This window comes from Methanobrevibacter oralis (genome assembly GCF_001639275.1).
Lineage (GTDB): Archaea > Methanobacteriota > Methanobacteria > Methanobacteriales > Methanobacteriaceae > Methanocatella > Methanocatella oralis.
Map to the genome: position 1 here is coordinate 1 of NZ_LWMU01000051.1, position 16484 is coordinate 16484.

Annotated in this window: 20 protein-coding genes and 1 pseudogene; 1 reads left to right on the top strand and 20 read right to left on the bottom strand. The window is 28.9% G+C overall.

Annotation, left to right across the window (positions count from 1 at the left end; translation table 11 throughout):
- Positions 1–614: 614 nt before the first annotated feature.
- Positions 615–845, top strand: a complete 231-nt coding sequence (locus tag MBORA_RS10790; RefSeq protein ID WP_169805459.1) for a hypothetical protein — start codon at positions 615–617, stop codon at positions 843–845.
- Here the strand turns inward: MBORA_RS10790 and MBORA_RS11445 are convergent.
- The 20 genes and pseudogenes from MBORA_RS11445 to MBORA_RS03385 form a co-directional block, all read right to left on the bottom strand.
- Positions 738–1115, bottom strand: coding sequence for a GtrA family protein (locus MBORA_RS11445; protein WP_042693052.1), 378 nt, complete (start codon positions 1113–1115; stop codon positions 738–740). The genes MBORA_RS10790 and MBORA_RS11445 overlap by 108 nt on opposite strands.
- A gap of 23 nt (positions 1116–1138) precedes the next feature.
- A complete protein-coding gene (locus tag MBORA_RS03300) occupies positions 1139–2545 on the bottom strand; it encodes a hypothetical protein (RefSeq protein WP_156482690.1) in 1407 nt (468 codons plus the stop codon).
- A 161-nt stretch (positions 2546–2706) separates the two neighbouring features.
- Positions 2707–3645 (bottom strand): glycosyltransferase family 2 protein, encoded by a 939-nt coding sequence (locus MBORA_RS03305; protein ID WP_042693059.1) that lies wholly within the window; start codon positions 3643–3645, stop codon positions 2707–2709.
- A 447-nt stretch (positions 3646–4092) separates the two neighbouring features.
- The gene (locus MBORA_RS11085; protein ID WP_052331799.1) at positions 4093–4671 is read right to left on the bottom strand and encodes a transposase; all 579 of its coding nucleotides are present in this window, start codon (positions 4669–4671) and stop codon (positions 4093–4095) included.
- A gap of 338 nt (positions 4672–5009) precedes the next feature.
- Positions 5010–5921, bottom strand: a pseudogene (locus MBORA_RS03315) (GDP-mannose 4,6-dehydratase).
- Complete coding sequence (locus MBORA_RS11295; RefSeq protein ID WP_261795610.1) at positions 5894–6028, bottom strand: hypothetical protein; 135 nt, start codon at positions 6026–6028, stop codon at positions 5894–5896. The pseudogene MBORA_RS03315 and the gene MBORA_RS11295 overlap by 28 nt, the downstream one beginning before the upstream one ends.
- Entirely contained in the window at positions 6009–6644 is a 636-nt protein-coding gene (locus tag MBORA_RS03320; protein WP_042693062.1) for a CBS domain-containing protein, read from the bottom strand. Before MBORA_RS03320 ends, MBORA_RS11295 begins: the two co-directional genes overlap by 20 nt.
- A gap of 12 nt (positions 6645–6656) precedes the next feature.
- Positions 6657–7484 carry a 4Fe-4S binding protein gene (locus MBORA_RS03325; RefSeq protein ID WP_042693065.1) on the bottom strand — a complete coding sequence of 276 codons (828 nt, stop codon included), beginning with the start codon at positions 7482–7484 and terminating at the stop codon, positions 6657–6659.
- 62 nt (positions 7485–7546) lie between these two features.
- On the bottom strand, positions 7547–8479 hold the full coding sequence (locus MBORA_RS03330) for a carbohydrate kinase family protein (protein WP_042693069.1): 933 nt from the start codon (positions 8477–8479) through the stop codon (positions 7547–7549).
- A 9-nt stretch (positions 8480–8488) separates the two neighbouring features.
- Positions 8489–9379: a formylmethanofuran--tetrahydromethanopterin N-formyltransferase gene (locus tag MBORA_RS03335; RefSeq protein WP_042693072.1), complete on the bottom strand. Its 891-nt coding sequence runs from the start codon at positions 9377–9379 to the stop codon at positions 8489–8491.
- A gap of 9 nt (positions 9380–9388) precedes the next feature.
- Positions 9389–10435: a membrane protein gene (locus tag MBORA_RS03340; protein WP_042693075.1), complete on the bottom strand. Its 1047-nt coding sequence runs from the start codon at positions 10433–10435 to the stop codon at positions 9389–9391.
- 4 nt (positions 10436–10439) lie between these two features.
- Complete coding sequence (locus MBORA_RS03345; RefSeq protein WP_042693078.1) at positions 10440–11807, bottom strand: 4Fe-4S binding protein; 1368 nt, start codon at positions 11805–11807, stop codon at positions 10440–10442.
- Positions 11804–12829, bottom strand: coding sequence for a 4Fe-4S binding protein (locus MBORA_RS03350; protein WP_042693080.1), 1026 nt, complete (start codon positions 12827–12829; stop codon positions 11804–11806). The genes MBORA_RS03345 and MBORA_RS03350 overlap by 4 nt, the downstream gene beginning before the upstream one ends.
- Entirely contained in the window at positions 12830–13954 is a 1125-nt protein-coding gene (locus tag MBORA_RS03355; protein WP_042693084.1) for a hydrogenase large subunit, read from the bottom strand.
- Complete coding sequence (locus MBORA_RS03360) at positions 13951–14400, bottom strand: NADH-quinone oxidoreductase subunit B family protein (RefSeq protein WP_042693087.1); 450 nt, start codon at positions 14398–14400, stop codon at positions 13951–13953. The genes MBORA_RS03355 and MBORA_RS03360 overlap by 4 nt, the downstream gene beginning before the upstream one ends.
- 19 nt (positions 14401–14419) lie before the next feature.
- Complete coding sequence (locus MBORA_RS03365) at positions 14420–14806, bottom strand: DUF1959 family protein (RefSeq protein WP_063720228.1); 387 nt, start codon at positions 14804–14806, stop codon at positions 14420–14422.
- A gap of 4 nt (positions 14807–14810) precedes the next feature.
- Positions 14811–15119: an energy-converting hydrogenase subunit EhaL family protein gene (locus MBORA_RS03370; protein WP_042693091.1), complete on the bottom strand. Its 309-nt coding sequence runs from the start codon at positions 15117–15119 to the stop codon at positions 14811–14813.
- An 8-nt stretch (positions 15120–15127) separates the two neighbouring features.
- Positions 15128–15382 carry a hypothetical protein gene (locus tag MBORA_RS03375; RefSeq protein ID WP_042693094.1) on the bottom strand — a complete coding sequence of 85 codons (255 nt, stop codon included), beginning with the start codon at positions 15380–15382 and terminating at the stop codon, positions 15128–15130.
- Between the two features lie 12 nt (positions 15383–15394).
- On the bottom strand, positions 15395–16255 hold the full coding sequence (locus MBORA_RS03380) for a respiratory chain complex I subunit 1 family protein (RefSeq protein WP_042693097.1): 861 nt from the start codon (positions 16253–16255) through the stop codon (positions 15395–15397).
- Between the two features lie 7 nt (positions 16256–16262).
- Positions 16263–16478: a hypothetical protein gene (locus tag MBORA_RS03385; protein ID WP_042693099.1), complete on the bottom strand. Its 216-nt coding sequence runs from the start codon at positions 16476–16478 to the stop codon at positions 16263–16265.
- Positions 16479–16484: the final 6 nt, after the last annotated feature.

A 16484-nucleotide genomic window follows, 5' to 3' on the forward strand; every position in this document is an offset into this window, starting at 1 on the left:
AAACCTAAAATCCAGAGAACATCTAAAAGAACTAGTCAAAAAAACCTTCAATGAAAATATTGAAAAGAACAATATTACAATACATTGGTGTGAAACATTTATATCAAAAGTTTAGTAATTAACTATAGTAGAAATTATATTAATGAAGAAATTCCACTTTCTAAAATTCATGAAGTTAATGCTGATTTAAATCATTACATAGAATTTTGTGAACATACTGGTGAAACAGTAAAATATGCAATAGAAAACGTTGAAAAATAATTCCAAGGAGGATGTTCACAGGAAGCTAATGAAAAACTGTGTAATTTGAAATAAAACTATATACTATGTAGAAATTTCATCCACTCTTCACAAAAAACCAAATTGAATGCCTATTAAAATAAACAAGTTTTAAATCCAAAAAAAGATGATTGTGAAGTTTACAGCAGCGCTTATCTTAATTTAGAAGAAAGCAAGGGAATAATTGCTGAAGCTATAAAAGTAAATAAATTAGTAACTATTGTTCAGTGAGATTCTGCAATTTATGGTGCTGTTGGCAAGTAAATTATAGAATTAACAAACAGTATTGAATGATCCATTATTCAGGTTTAAGCTCTTTATTTGGAACTGTTAGCATGCTTGGAACTGAATTAATCTTACAAAACATGATTATTACAAGACCCGAAGTTAGAACTCAAAAAGCAAGATTTGAAAGCATTGCAAGCTTTTCTAAACATCATACCACAATAGGCATCTTATTATTTAAAAACAATGAATTTGCTAAAAACATAATTAACAATGACAACAATAACCTGTATTATAATTTTAGATATAAAATCATTAATAAACAATATATCAATAAATAGATACATGAGTCCGGTATCTAAAACTCCTGAAAAAACCCGACCTCCATAAAATAAAGTTGCTTCTTTAATTATATTATTGGTTTTCCGCTCAAAAACCCAAATTCTATTAGTTACATAAGCAAATAAAACAGAAAAAAACCATGCGAAAATATTAGATATTATATAATCAATATTTAAAAACTTGGCAAAAATTAAATAAACTACAATATTAACAATTGTAGTTAAAATGCCGAATATTAAATAAAGTATTAACTCTTTTTTTAAACTCATATAATGCCCTTAATTATTAACAATCAGTTAATTTTTTCCAATTTTACAAAAGAAGGTCCAATATAAGCTGATTTGTTAACTTTAATCCCTTCTCCAAAATTTTCATTACTTTTTTGAATTCTCAATATTAGATATATATCTTTATGAGGATTTTCATTTACAATTTTATCAATCGGCATTACTGACAAGTTATAATCATTAGGATTAAAAAGCCTATTTTTATTAGGAACTAGGAATTCATTTGTTCCTTTTAATTGTTCATGGAATCTTATAAACTCATGTTCAATACTATAAATCACTATAGTATCATTATCAAAATTATTAATTAACTCCATAGTTGTATCTGTATAATGATCATATCTATTAATAGTGTCAATAGTATCAATTAAGCTTACAGAACCCAAAACCAAAAGTAAACATAATATCATGACAAATATTTTTTTATTGGAATCATATAATCTTGAGATAGAAATTGAAAATATCAACCATAATAATCCAATAGCAGGTAAAAGATAACGATCATATAACATTGGTTGGAAAAAATAAGATAATATAAATCCTATAAAAAAGCTTCCAAAAAACACTGAAAGCCCGGTTAAAATATAAAATTTTTCCATATCATTCATTTTATTTAAATTTGAAAATACGCAAATCATCAAAATAGCTAAAACACATAAACAAGAAACTTGAACAAAAAAATCACCAGTATCTACAGCAAAATAACTAAAAATATGCATTATACTATTAATATCAATAGGAGGTATCCAATAACTATCACTTACCCTACTGAATTGAGACAATAAAACTGAAATCCAAGGCAAATATAAAACTATTAAAGACAATACAGAAACAAACCATTTTTTTATTTCAGTTTTATTATTGAATTTAAGGTTTTTATTAAACAAATAATATCCTAATAAACAAAAATACAATAAACTTGAGGATATTGCTGTGTAATAATGAGTATATGCCCCTAATAAAGTGAATAAAGTAAATAATACCCAAGATTTTGTAGAAGACTCTTTTATAACATCATTTAAGTAATAAAAAGACAATAATAAAAACAAAACACTATAGGTGTACATCCTTATTGATACATACATTAAAAGAAAATTTGACATGATAGCAATGAGAATTGTAAATAACCCTATAGTTAACCAATCATACTCATTTTTCAATTTTATTCCAGAAACTATTAAAATTAAAAGATATGGAACTGCAGAAAGCAGTTTTAAAAGAAAAATTGTATTATATTTTATATTAAGACTAGTTAAAATAAAAGTTACAAATTTAATAATTATATAATATAACGGAGGATGTACATCCGCTGCAGTTATTTTTATTGAATCAGATAATGGAAGATAAGTTAAACCAACTGTAAACCAATCATCATTAAAAACAAAAGGTTTAGTAATAATTAAATATACCATAAAACCAAAAAACAAAAAAGAAAAAATATAAAATAATTTTCCTATAAATTCTTTATTATACCGTTTAACATTAAAAATATCCTCTTCCATTATATCACTAAATCAAATATTATTTAAATAATTATATCTAATTCATCATAAATAAAAATTTATACAAAATATTAAATTTTAAAGTTAGTTTCTTTAACTAAATAAATCGGCCTTTTTTTAGTTTCAATATAGGTTTTTTCCAAATATTTACCTAATATTCCAATAGATAACAATTGAATACCACCTAATAATAAAATAACACATATTAAAGAAGTCCAACCTTGAACAGCATCACCAAAAACTAAATTTTTAAATACAACAACACCTATTAAAATAAAAGAAATTATTGAACATAAAATGCCCATAAATGTTGAAATTGATAAAGGAAGGGTTGTAAAAGCAACGATAGCCTCTATGGAATATTTAAATAATGACCAAAATGACCAGCTTGTCTCACCATTTATCCTTTCAATATTTTCATATTCAAGCCATTTATTTTTAAAACCGACCCATTGAAATATTCCCTTAGAAAAACGATTATATTCATTTAATTCCAGAACAGAATTAACAACTTGTCTTTTCATCATCCTATAATCTCTTGCACCATCGACCAAATCCACGTCTGAAAAACTCATTAATTTATAAAATAATCTTGCAAAAAATGACCTGATAATGGGTTCTCCCTTTCTTGAAACTCGTCTAGTAGCTACACAATCAAAATCTGAATCCTCAAGAATACTTATCATTTCAGGAAGTAAACTTGGAGGATCTTGTAAGTCCACATCCATTATAACTACATAATCCCCAGAACTATTTACAAGACCTGCATATAACGCAGATTCTTTCCCAAAATTTCTTGAAAATGAAATGAACTTAACATTGTTATCTTGTTTAGATAAAGTTTTAATATTTGATAAAGTATTATCACTTGAACCATCATCTACAAAAATAAACTCATAATTAATTTCATTATTAGAAAAATTATCTAAAATATGAGTTGTTTCCTCATAAAAATCAAAAATAGCGTTTTCTTCATTAAAACATGGAACGATAACACTAATAAAAAACATGATGCATCACAAAATTAACCTTTATAAAAATATTACATTTTAATATTTTACTTCATCATATTTATAATTATAGTTTTATTTTCATTTTTTGATGGTTTTTGGGTTTGTCTCTTCCAAAAACTTGTGTGATTTGAATTTCCACTAGTTTTTGAATCACGAAATTTTTTCTTTATTTTAAAAACCTTGTAGAAACCATCCTTTAAAATATTTGTAATGCTCTGTAAATATTGTATAATACTTTTTTGAGTTTTGTTTCCTTATTTTGGAGTGATGTACTTCTACTATAGTTTCCACCGCCAAATCTTCATTTTATTACAAAAATAACACTTTCTACATTCATTCTTCGTGCGTAAACATCGTGCCAGAAGATTGTAGCGCCGTTTAGTCTGTAATGTCCTGTTTTTGCTCGTGTTTTTAATGGTATTTGGTCATGCTCCTAATCCTTCGTTAATGCATTTTTTTTATGGGTTCTGTATCGTATGCTCTGTCTGCTAGGGTGTAGTGTGGTTTGTATGATTTTAATTGTCTTATTGATGCTATTGCGAATTGTGTATCGTATTTTGGACCTCGATTTGCTGCGTAATTTAAGATCATTCTTGTGTCGACATCGATTGCAATATGTTTTTTAATGTAACTTTTTCTGCATTTTCCCCTTATTTTTGCGTAATAATGGTCAGCATAGTCACTTGTGTGGCCAGTTCCATCCATTGCAGCCAATTCACAATCTATTGTATGTATAAATAATATTAAATTGTTTAATTCTTTCAATTTTGTGGCTGACATTCGGACAAAGAATTTCTGGATTGTTGTGTAATGTGGTAACTTTGTAAGTTTTAGAAATTTGGTTATTTTATCAGAAACGTCTAAAAACTCAATTATTTCACGATATGTTGATTTTAAGTAAGTTTTCATTAATAAAATAGTAAATAATTGTGGTTGATTATAAATATAATTGCTATAATCACTGGAATACCTTGGAAATATCCCTCTTGCATAGTTAAATGTTAATTCAACAAAATCAAGCAATTTATTTTGGTTTTAACCAATTTTAAATAGTTTTTCCCCATTTGTTTTTCCATTAATCTCAAGTCCAAAATGTTTAAATGTCTAGAATTCAAATAGTAATATGGAGAATAGTTTATTTTACTATACATCGATATTCACTCAAATTTTGACATGGTTTCTACAAGGTTAAAAATTAAAAATCAGTACCAAATCGGACACTTCCAATTTATAAATAGAATCCCCCAAAACTTAACTTTCTAGTAATGCTGAAACAAAGGGAGATTTAAAAATAACAAAATTATGAAAAAAATTTTGCTTTTAAATGCATAGATTCGCCATGGACATTTAATCACAAAAAATTAAAATTCAGTTGACTCTTGAATATTGTCCCAATTTTCACAGAACCACTCATGAGTCCTTTCAAGTCCCTCGTCAAATGAAACTTTAGGAGAGTATCCTAAGATATCTTTTGCTTTATCAATTGAAGATAATAACTTAGTTTTTGCATCCCAATCACGACGGGCAACATAATTAATACCTGCTTCGTTTCCAGTTAATGTATTTACCCTGTTAGCCATGTCGATTACTTTGTGATCTTTACCTGAACCTAAATTAATAGCTTCATCAATAGCTTCTTCTTCAATTCCCATTGCAACTAACCCAGTACAAACATCCTCTACAAAAGTCCAATCCCTAGTTTCAGAACCATCACCAGTAATCGGTAATGTTTGACCATTTTTATACCAGTAAAAAGAAGTTTGGAATTACATCTCTATATCTTCCAGCACCTCACCTGAACCAAATACATTAAAAAACCTTGCATTAACCATTGGAATTTCGTATAAATTATAGAAATAACTAGTATAAAGTTCCTCTAAAAGTTTAGTTACTTGATATGGTGTATGGAGTGAAATTGAAATGTCATGTTCTTCAAAGGGCATTTTAGAATCAAGACCATAAACTCCACAACCAGAAGATGAATAAACAAATCTTTTAACATTAGTTAATTGAGCATATTGCAATACTTTTAAAATACCAATACCATTTACCATTAAATCCTTTTCTGGATTATCTACACTATTTTGATTTGCAAAATGAGCAGCTAAGTGATATACATAATCTGGCTTTTGTTTAAAAACTCTTTTTAAAATTGCATCATCTAAAATATCGCCTTTAATAAATTCAATATTATCCCTGTCTGCAATATTCCATTCATATGCTGATGAAAGATTATCTAAAATTATTATTTTTTCAGATTCAAATCTGCAAATTTTTTAGTTAAATTACTACCAACACAACCAGCATCACCAGTTACAAGTGTTGTTTTATCTTGAAATTCATTATATTCTTTTATTTTATTATCTTTTAGCCCTTCCAACTTTACGGGCAGTTACAAGCTCACCAACAGAGATTAAACCTGCAAAAAATTTCTCTAATCCACCAGTAGCCCAAATTGCTTCACCGAATGTTGAATTCATAATAGTGTCTTCATATTCTTCAGGAGATACTTTTACACCAGTAGTTTTTTTAGATACTAATGCTGATGCATCCATTAATTCTTCCCAAGTTACACCTTTTAGTTGATTTTGCATTGCTTTGTATAATTTTGAGACTTTAATATCATATAATGTAGATAATAATTTTACAATATCGCATGATCTTATTATCCCAATTACTTGATTATCATCATTTACAACAGGTAATGTTACAAATTTATTATTTGCAGTTTCAATAACTGCTAATCTTGCAGGAGCATCTTCATGAATAGTAGTAATTTCTTCATAAGAACTCATTATCTCTGAAATTTTTTCATTTCCTTCCCTTAAACCTTTAGTAATCTCAAAAGAAGTGACCCATCCTATTAATTGTTTATCATCATTTACAACAGGACAAGTAAAACGTCTGATATCTTCCATTACCTCAGATACTTCAACAACCTTATCATTTTTGCTTATATAAACAAAATCTTTATCCATTAACTCTTTAGCTTTCATAATAAAACTCCCCTATTTTACATCTACACGCCGCAACGCCCCAACCGGACAATGACTTGTGCACTGAACACACCTAATACATTTAGTATCGTCTAAAACAACTTCATCACCAATTAATTCAATAGCTCCTACAGGACAATTTTCTTCACATAAAAAACAATTCACACACAAATCCTGATTAATTTCTATGTCTCTTCCATGAACAATAGGTCCAAGGTAACGATCTAATGTTATCGCAGATTTATTACGTGATATTTCAACACATGAACTGCATCCAATACACATTTTTTTATTAATATAAGGATATAATTCATTTTCATCTAATTCAATATCTAAATCAATTCCTGAATCTTCAAAAAACTCCTTAAATTCTAAATTAAATGCATTTGTTGGACATAAATTAGCACAATCCCCCCAATTATTATCTACTTCATAATTAATGGAAATATTGTTCATTCTAACTACTCTATGAGGACAGCGAACATTATTCAAGTTATATTCCATAACTTCACGTTCATTTTCGCTATCATAAACAACTGAATTATGTATTAATTTGATAGCAGAAATTGGACAAGATTGAACACAAACTTCACATTTAACACACTTATCAGTTATTTTAGCTATTCTAAAAATATTAGCTGGTTCAATTGCGCCTACTGGACATTCTCCAACACATGTATTACATCTAACACATTTAGGTCCAACAGCTATGATTTCTTCATCTGCATTAAAATTATTTAACTCAAATTTAAAATCATCACCATCATCATCTAATTCAACAGATTTTAGTAAAACTTCACGTTCTAAACTTTTCATCTGTTTAACAAAAGATACTTTCATATTATTACCAACTAACTTCTTTTTATCTTTACAAATAATTTGTTTTAATAATTATATAAATTTTAATAAAACTCTTTTAACTCTTTAAGAGTTGGAAATTTTTCCATTCCAAAACCACCAATAGCCCTACTAGCTACCCAATTACCGATTTTACATGATTTAGTTAAGTTATAACCATTTAAATAAGAATATAAAAATCCACTATTAAAACTATCTCCAGCACCCGTTGTATCAACAACTTCAACTTCAAAAGCTTCAACAAAACATTCTTCAGATTTATTAATTGCAAATGTTCCTTTAGACCCTTGTTTTACAACAACATTATCGATTCCAAAGTCTAAAAGTCCAATAGCTAATTCTTTTATTGAAGAATCCTTATCATTACATAATATTCTTAATTCGTTTTCATTTATAAGTAAAATATTAGTTCTCTTTAAAATAACTTTTAAATCATCAAAACCTTTTTCAACATACAACATTCCAGGATCAAAGCTTAAGATACTTTCATCACTTAATTTGGGCAAAAGCTCTACTTGAGCTTTAAATGAATCTCCTACAAATGATGTGTAATGCATTATTTTACATCCCATTATATTTAATGGATTTATTTCACCAATTTGAATATCATCATTGACCCCTGGAGAAATATAAAGGCTTCTTTCACCAGATTTATCAACAAAACCTAAACATTTACCACTATGCCCCTCATCAGAATATATTAAATTATTTGAGTAAACACCATTAACAGCTAAATTATATTCAATTAAATCTCCTTCTTTATCTTCAGCTATTTTTCCAATTATCGAAGTAGAACAGCCTAACCGAGCAAGTCCAATTATAGTATTGGCTGCAGAACCTCCAGGGATTTCAGTTTCACTAGTTATAAAACTTTCTTCATCATGACAAGCAATAGAATCCACTGAAAAAAGTTTATCCACATTTAAAGCTCCAAATCCAATAACTTCAACATTTAAATCATTATCAAAAATTTCCATATTAAAACCTTATTTTAAAATATCTAATAAATTATATGTTTTATCACCAAGTTTACCATTATAGTTACCTGCAGATATACCAATAACCCCCTCAAAATCTAAAGTTGCATCAACACCTGATTTTAAAGCTTTATTCATTGATTCAACATCTACTGCATTTATAACTATTTCAGGAATATAATTTACTCCTTCTCCCACTTTAGAGTCATCTCCAAGTTTTTCTTTTAAAGAAGGACAATAAACATGATTTGTAGTTGGTCCAATTTCAGGATAATTAGTTTCGGGTTTTGAAGCTGCAGAACATATTTCAAATGGTGCAATGGCTCCTTCAACATCCATAATTGCATCAATAGCTGCTCTACCTGCATTTAGAACAGCTTCCTGACTTTCACATAAATACCAGAAGTTTCCTCCCATTATCCCATCATTTATTCTGAATTTTTCTTCAATTTGAAAATCTGGTACTGCAATTGGAACATTAATCATTTTTCTTCCGTATTCTTCAACTATCCATTCATATCCATCTCCACAATGTCCTACAATATCCATCATTTCAACATACTCCTCACTACCATTATTTGAGTAGTCAAAAATACGTGTAAATGGTTTAACTAAAATATCTTGACGCAACCTGTAAGATAATTCAAATGCAAATTTTTCTACATCATCTCCACCTAACCAGTATTGGACAATAGCTCCATATCTACCATCAGGAGTTTCATTTTTATCTAAAAATTTTTCAACACCACCCTCTACCCTACCAATTACTGCACTTGGAGTAGAAGTTGAATCATAAGCTGCTCTTTTTACTATTTCTTCAGTTGGCCCTGTAATTAAAGCCCTTACATATTTACCTTCGAAAGCTTCAAAGAAAGTATCTTCAACATTTTCATAAGTCATTTAAATCACTTAACCTAATTCTCCAATATCCTGACCTCTGATATTATTTCTCATAGATTTACTAGCTTTTAATATTTCATCAAAATTTTTATCATTAATAATCTGGATAATTGGGTAATTCTCATTATTAAATACTTCAAAAAATCTATCTTTAATTTTTATATTGATATTGTAATCATTAAATAGTTCTTTTAAATTTTTATTTTCATTATACTCTCTAATAAAATTTAAAACAACATTTTTATCATTTTCAGCATATATATTAGCTATGACTGCGGTTGCAATTGCACTTTTAGATACAATAGCTATTTGTGCTACTTTTAAAGGATACTCATTCCCATTAAAAGAAATACTTACACCATTATTTAATTTTGCAAATTCCAATGGTTCAACATCGGTTATACTGTCCCCAATATATAATATTCCATTAATATTAATATTATCTCTTTTGATAATTTTATCAATAGCAAATTTTTTACCTGGACCTCCAACAATTTCAACATCTTTTATTTTTTCACATATGTCCATATTAGCTATTTGATTAAAGAATATGTCATCATATAACTCATAATCCCCTTGATTTTGAATTATTTGATCTTGGAAATTCTTTAGTTTATTAATTTCATCTTCATTTAAACTTAATGAGTCCATATCAACATCTGTGTAAAATGTATTTTCAAATGGAACTTCCATATACTTAGAAACAGCTTCAATATATTGAGTATAGCTAGTGCTAACAATGTATATATTCATAGCTTCCTTTAAATAATTTAAAAGAAGTTTTGCATCTGGAACTGTACAAATATTGTTTTGTGAGAATTCAATTAAATCTTTATTTTTAAGATTTCTTAGTGCAAAAAATGGTAAAATCAATTTTAAAGTATTGCCTGCTTTATAATTTTCTTTTTTAACAATATCTACTAAAAAATCATCATATAAACTTAATGTTCTAAATAAATTAGCACCATCATCTATGAAATATTTAGATAATTCAAATGCATTATCATTTAAGGTTAATGGCCCCTCACAGTCAGTTATAAAAGATTTTTTAAACAAATAATCACCTAAAATTAACTATTCTAATTGCTCCTAAAGGACATATTGATTCACAGGTTCTACAATAAATACATTTTTCACTATCAAAGTCTATTTTATCATTGTTTAATGTTAAGGCTTCACAAGGACAGTTTTTCACACAAATTGCACAAGCTTGACATTTTGTATCTGAAAGTGAAAAGTCTCCGATTCTTGGTTTGAATAAGTATGATCTTGCATAATATAAATCAGTATCTTTACTATAGAAATAATCATCATAAGCTCCAATAGCATCAAATTGACAAGTTTCTACACAATTACCACAATAAACACAATTATCATTAATTTTAATTGGATCTGGTCCGTTTAGCTCAATTGCATTAACTGGACAGACATTATAACATTCTCCACAAGAGATACACTTCTTATCATAAACTTCAATGTTTCTATCCATCAAATAAGAACCAAATAATTCTGTAAATTTATCAATATCAATACTTGAGTCTAAAACAATACGTAACTCCCTTTTCATTGATTCATTTACTTTACGTTCAATAAAATGTTCAAAGTTAGTTTCATTAAATTCTAAAGCTATTGAATTAGCAACTCTCTTAAGAGCTTTATTTAAACTTATTAAATCAAGAGATAATCTTTTCATATCGTGATCAACAATTTCAGATACTATATCAAATGATTTAATCTCACTGTAAAGTGTATAAGCTTTTTTACGAGAGGAATATCTAATAGCTGATGAAGGGCAAGAGTGCATACATTCTTCACATCTAGCACAATATCCTGGATTAATATAAGGTAATCTGTTAGTTCTACCTACATTAATTGCACCTGTAGATGGACAAACCCTTGTACAAGTCATACAACCAATACATTTATCTTGGTTAACAACAATTGCTTTTCCACCTTTAACAGTTTTAGGAAGTAGTTGCCCGTATTTAATTGCATCTGTAGGACATACTCTAAAACAATATCCACATCTAATACAAGTGTCTTTGTCAATTTCACTATGAGGCATATCTGAACCATCAGCAACAATATGAATAGATCCATTTTTACATGCTTGGACACATGCTCCGCAAGCTTTACATAATTTAACATTGATGTTTGGAACATTTTCTTTTACAGGAGGATCCATTTGCACATCTAGAGAAATTGCATCAAATGGACAAGCATTACGACATAAAACACAACCAAAGCAAGTACTTTTTATTTTTACAGTGCCATCATTTTCATCTAAATAAATCGCATCAATAGGACAAGAATCTAAACATGGTTTATCCTCACAATTTACACATTTAGTTTGATTAACTAAATAATCAACATCCACATGCCTTAATGGTCTTGGAGTTTTTGTATAACTATCAATCATAAGACTCACTCCACAATATCCTCATTTAAATTAGACGCTTTTACAGTAACATGAATAGTTTCACCATCTTCAATTGAAAATTTAGCAATAAAATACTTAATTACTGAAAATGGACATGTTTGATAACATATACTGCAGCGTAAACATTTATCAACATCTCGTACAATAGTATCTTTTTCTTCATCAAAAGTAATACATCCGGTAGGACATTCTGGAACACAAAGCTGACATTTTTTACATAAATCTTCATCCCAATCAATAATCCTAATTTTAAGCCTATTAACAGCATTTGTTATTATTTCTAAAACAACTTCATCATCAGGAATAATCTGCATAGCTTCATCCCAGATTTCATCTATAGAAATATCATATTGTAAGAGATTATTTTTTTCCAAGCTTCTTAAATCACTTGTTTGATTATTAATAAACTCTTCAAGATAATTAACAGTTAAAAGAATAATTTCTTTTTGATCTTGTAAATTATCAACAAAAACAGCTTTCATAGCTCCATTGACCTTACAAACATCTAAACAATCCCCACAAGAGATACATTTAAGCTGATCTACAACAAGTTTATCATTAACCATTGAAATAGCATCAACTGGACATTTCTTCATACACTTTTTACATTTAATACATAAATAATCATCAATAATGTATTGCCGCTTAGAAGGAATAATATTAAATTCTGGCATTAATAAATGATTTTCACCACATTCTAATGTTTTAGGAGTTGTTGGACAAACTTCAGCACAAAAACCACAACGTATGCAAGCTTCAGGATATATTATTGGATACGTTTTTCCTTCACTACTTTCATCATCCTTTGTTCTAATAATTTTAATAGCTCCAGGTGATGGACAAGAAACTGTACAAGCTCCACATCCAATACAATAATCTTCGTAAACTTTAGGAAAATCTCTAAACCTATCTGGCTTATTTAAAATTTCAGGACCAGTAGTAGCATTAGCAAAAGCATCCAACCATGCTTTTTTTGCAAAATTGTATATGTACCATATTAAAGATGCCATTTAGATAACCTCGAAAACATCTTTTTTAATAGTTTTTCCATGCTCATTTGTAATAGCTACTCTTTCAGCACAAGCAACACAAGGATCACAAGAAACATAAGTTGCAACTGCATCAGCTATTGTTGGAACATCTCTAATCATATATTTTGCACATGAATCCATATTAGCAATACTTGGAGTTCTAATTGAAATATGTTTAATTAAATTACCATTAGTTTCAATCATATATGCAACTTCTCCACGAGGAGCCTCATTGTGAATTTCACCATAACCAGATTTTAATTTAACAGGAATACGAATATCACCTTCAGGTATATTATCAATAGCTTGTCTAACTAAACTAATTGATTCAGGTAATTCATCATATCGTGTTAAGGCTCTAGCATAATTATCCCCTTCAGATCGCCTAATAACTTTAAAATCAAAGTGGTCATCATAAGTATAATGCCCATTTCTATAATCTTCTTTAACATTAGAAGCCCTTCCTATTGGACCTACAGACCTTCCTTTTATAGCTTCTTTTTTAGTCATGACCCCTATACCTTTAGAACGTAATCCTAAGACTGGTCCTTCAGCGAATAACGCTCTGTAACTTTCAAAACCATCTTCAATTATTTTTAAATTATCAAGGATTGCTTTAAAATGGCGTTCATCTGCATCCATTTTAACTCCACCAACTACATTCCAACCCATATTAACTCTATTACCAGTTAATAACTCAATTGCATCCATTGCATATTCTCTCAACTCTAAAGATTTCATGAATAATGTTTCATGGTCTAAAGATTTGAAATAAGTTGAGTTTGCAAGAAGGTGGCTTTGAATTCTATCTAACTCATTAGTGATGACTCTTAAAAATTGAGCCCTAAGAGGCACATCAACATCAGAAATTTTCTCAATTGTTTCTGCGAAAGTTTGTGTATGCTCGTATGAACAAATTCCACAAACCCTTTCAGCCAAGTAAATACCTTTCTGCCAGGTTTTACCTTCAATAATCTTTTCAATACCCCTGTGAACATAACCATATTCAATTTCCGCTTTAACTACTCTCTCCCCTTCAGTTTGAAGTTTTAGCCTAATAGGCTCTTTAAAAGCAGGATGAATAGGACCTAATGGTACAATCATCTTTTTTCCCTCCCACGATTTGCAATAGCTTGAGGACCAACAGATAAAATCGCTTCTAAAATTTCATTTGGCCTAGGAGGACATCCTGAGATAGCTACATCAACAGGAATAAAATCAGAAGCTGGTGCATTTACATGACCTCCCTCTTGATTAAACACATCACCTGATTGTGGGCAGTTACCAATAGCTACTACAATTTTTGGTTCCGGAGCTTTATCATAAACTCTCTTTAAGTTATCCTTCCATTGTTCTGTAACAGCGCCAGTTAATAAAAGAACATCCGCTTCACGAGGATTGTTGTGAACATAAATACCATATTGCTCTAAATCGTATCTTGGTGATAAAAGAGCAACTACTTCAATATCACATCCATTACATCCTCCACAATTTACAATGCAAACATGTATTGAAGTTTTCCTCACAGCATCCTTAACAGAATCTAACATTTTTCTCCCTCTTGATTAGTTATTGTAAACTTTTTAATATTTGAAATACTTCAATTTGTCCTTCTTCTAGTACCTCATCATATTTTTTTCCATTCATAACTTCTTTAACTAATTTATCCTTTAAATTAGTTGCGTCTTCTTTTGAAATTAATTCTAATGTGTCAACAAACCAACATAATCTTAAATCTGCATTAAATTTTTCGGCTAAACATGTTTCTTGAGCTGTAACATAGGTTGCATGTAATGCTTCAAGAGAAGACATGTCTAATAAATTAAATAACACTTCCTCAAGCTCTTCACTAGAACAATTATAATCTTTTGAAAGTGGTTTAATAATATCTCTTTGCCAAGCATAGCTTTTAATTATTCTTTTTTTTATTAAATGCATTTTAGCGTCATCATCCATAAAATCACATCATATTAGATAATTTTAACAACAAATAAATAATTACAGCAATTGAAAATCCAAAAACCAGTTCTAATCTACCATAACCTGGTCTTTCTCCAATTAATGCACCTACAATAAAGCAACCAACAGCAGTTAAAATCATATTATTTGAAATAACTATTAATAGAAAACCCACAACTGCAATAATTAATTGAATTGCATCTACCTTATTAACTACAACATAAGGTTCACTATGTTGTTTATAGCTAAATTTTAATCCTATAACTGCCCCTATAACAAAGGCAATTATATCTAATAAATATTCTATCATAATATCCCCTAAATCTGTCTATAAAGTAATATAAATGCCAATATGATTGCTATAAAAGTTATAAAGAAACATAATTTTTCAATATTTTCAATTTTATGAGCAAAATCGCCTTTTGCTAAAATCACGAATATAAATAAAATTAATCCAATAACAACAACTGGAGCAATAAGAGTTGAATGCATGAATGTTGTTAAAAGACCAACAATAATTATGCCAATAGCAACTAATGCAGTTAAATAAACAATAACATTTTCATTATTCATATTATCACACAACTAAACAAATATCATTACAAGTGTTCCTACAAAACAAATTGCCCCTATTGTTATTTGAGCCATTACAGCATGATTTGGAGCCAAAATAGGAGTTGTAGCATTAATAAATCCTGTAATAAAAGTAATTATTATCATTCCTATTAAATAACCAATTGCACCTATTGGACCAAAAAATATTGATAAAAATACCCAAAGCATTACATACCATGCAACTGACTCTGAAAACATCATAAATCCTCTTAAAAATCCAAAATGCTCAGTTTCAAAACCAGATACAAGTGATTTATCTTTTGTTATTGCAAACGGAGAGTATGGAGATTTAGTTAACAATAACATGAAAAACATTACTGCTGCAAGAGGAATTGAAAATGCTAAAGAACCATTTACAGATTGATAAGTCATAATTTGACCAATATTCATTGAACCAGTTTTAATATAAATTAAAACAATTACAGCAAATAACGGAAGCTCGGTTGCTGCTGATAAAACAGCCCTCACACAACTTAATTTACCATAAGGAGAACCAGAACTAGATCCAGAATTATGTTCTACAATTTTATAAACTGCATAAACACCAAACAATATCAAAAGTGAATCATGAGCTACTGGCCCTACAATCACACCAACAATCCAAATAGCTGCTAAAATAAAAACAATACCAATATAAAATACTTTTGAAACAGTTTTTGGAATAGAAGTTTCTTTAAAAAAGAATTTTAAAGAATGTAATAGGTACTGAATAACAGGCGGACCTGGTCTTTTCTGAACACGAGCCATGATTTTTCTATGTAATCCTAGAAGGAGGCTTCCTGCCAAAAATGCAATAATAACATTGATTAAAATATCTGCCATCAAATTCATAATACCACTAATATCCAGTAAATGGTTCTTTCACTCTTTCTTCTGCATCTTCAGGTCTTGGAGTAGCCATAGTTAATAAACCTAAAGATAAAATCCATAAAGGAATAGCAAAAATAGCTACCAAATATACTACCCATGCGTCTAAACTTACAACTAAGCAAGTTAAAATAGCTATCGTTGATATTACCAATAATATAATACATAAAATTTTTTGACTGTTCATACTCTC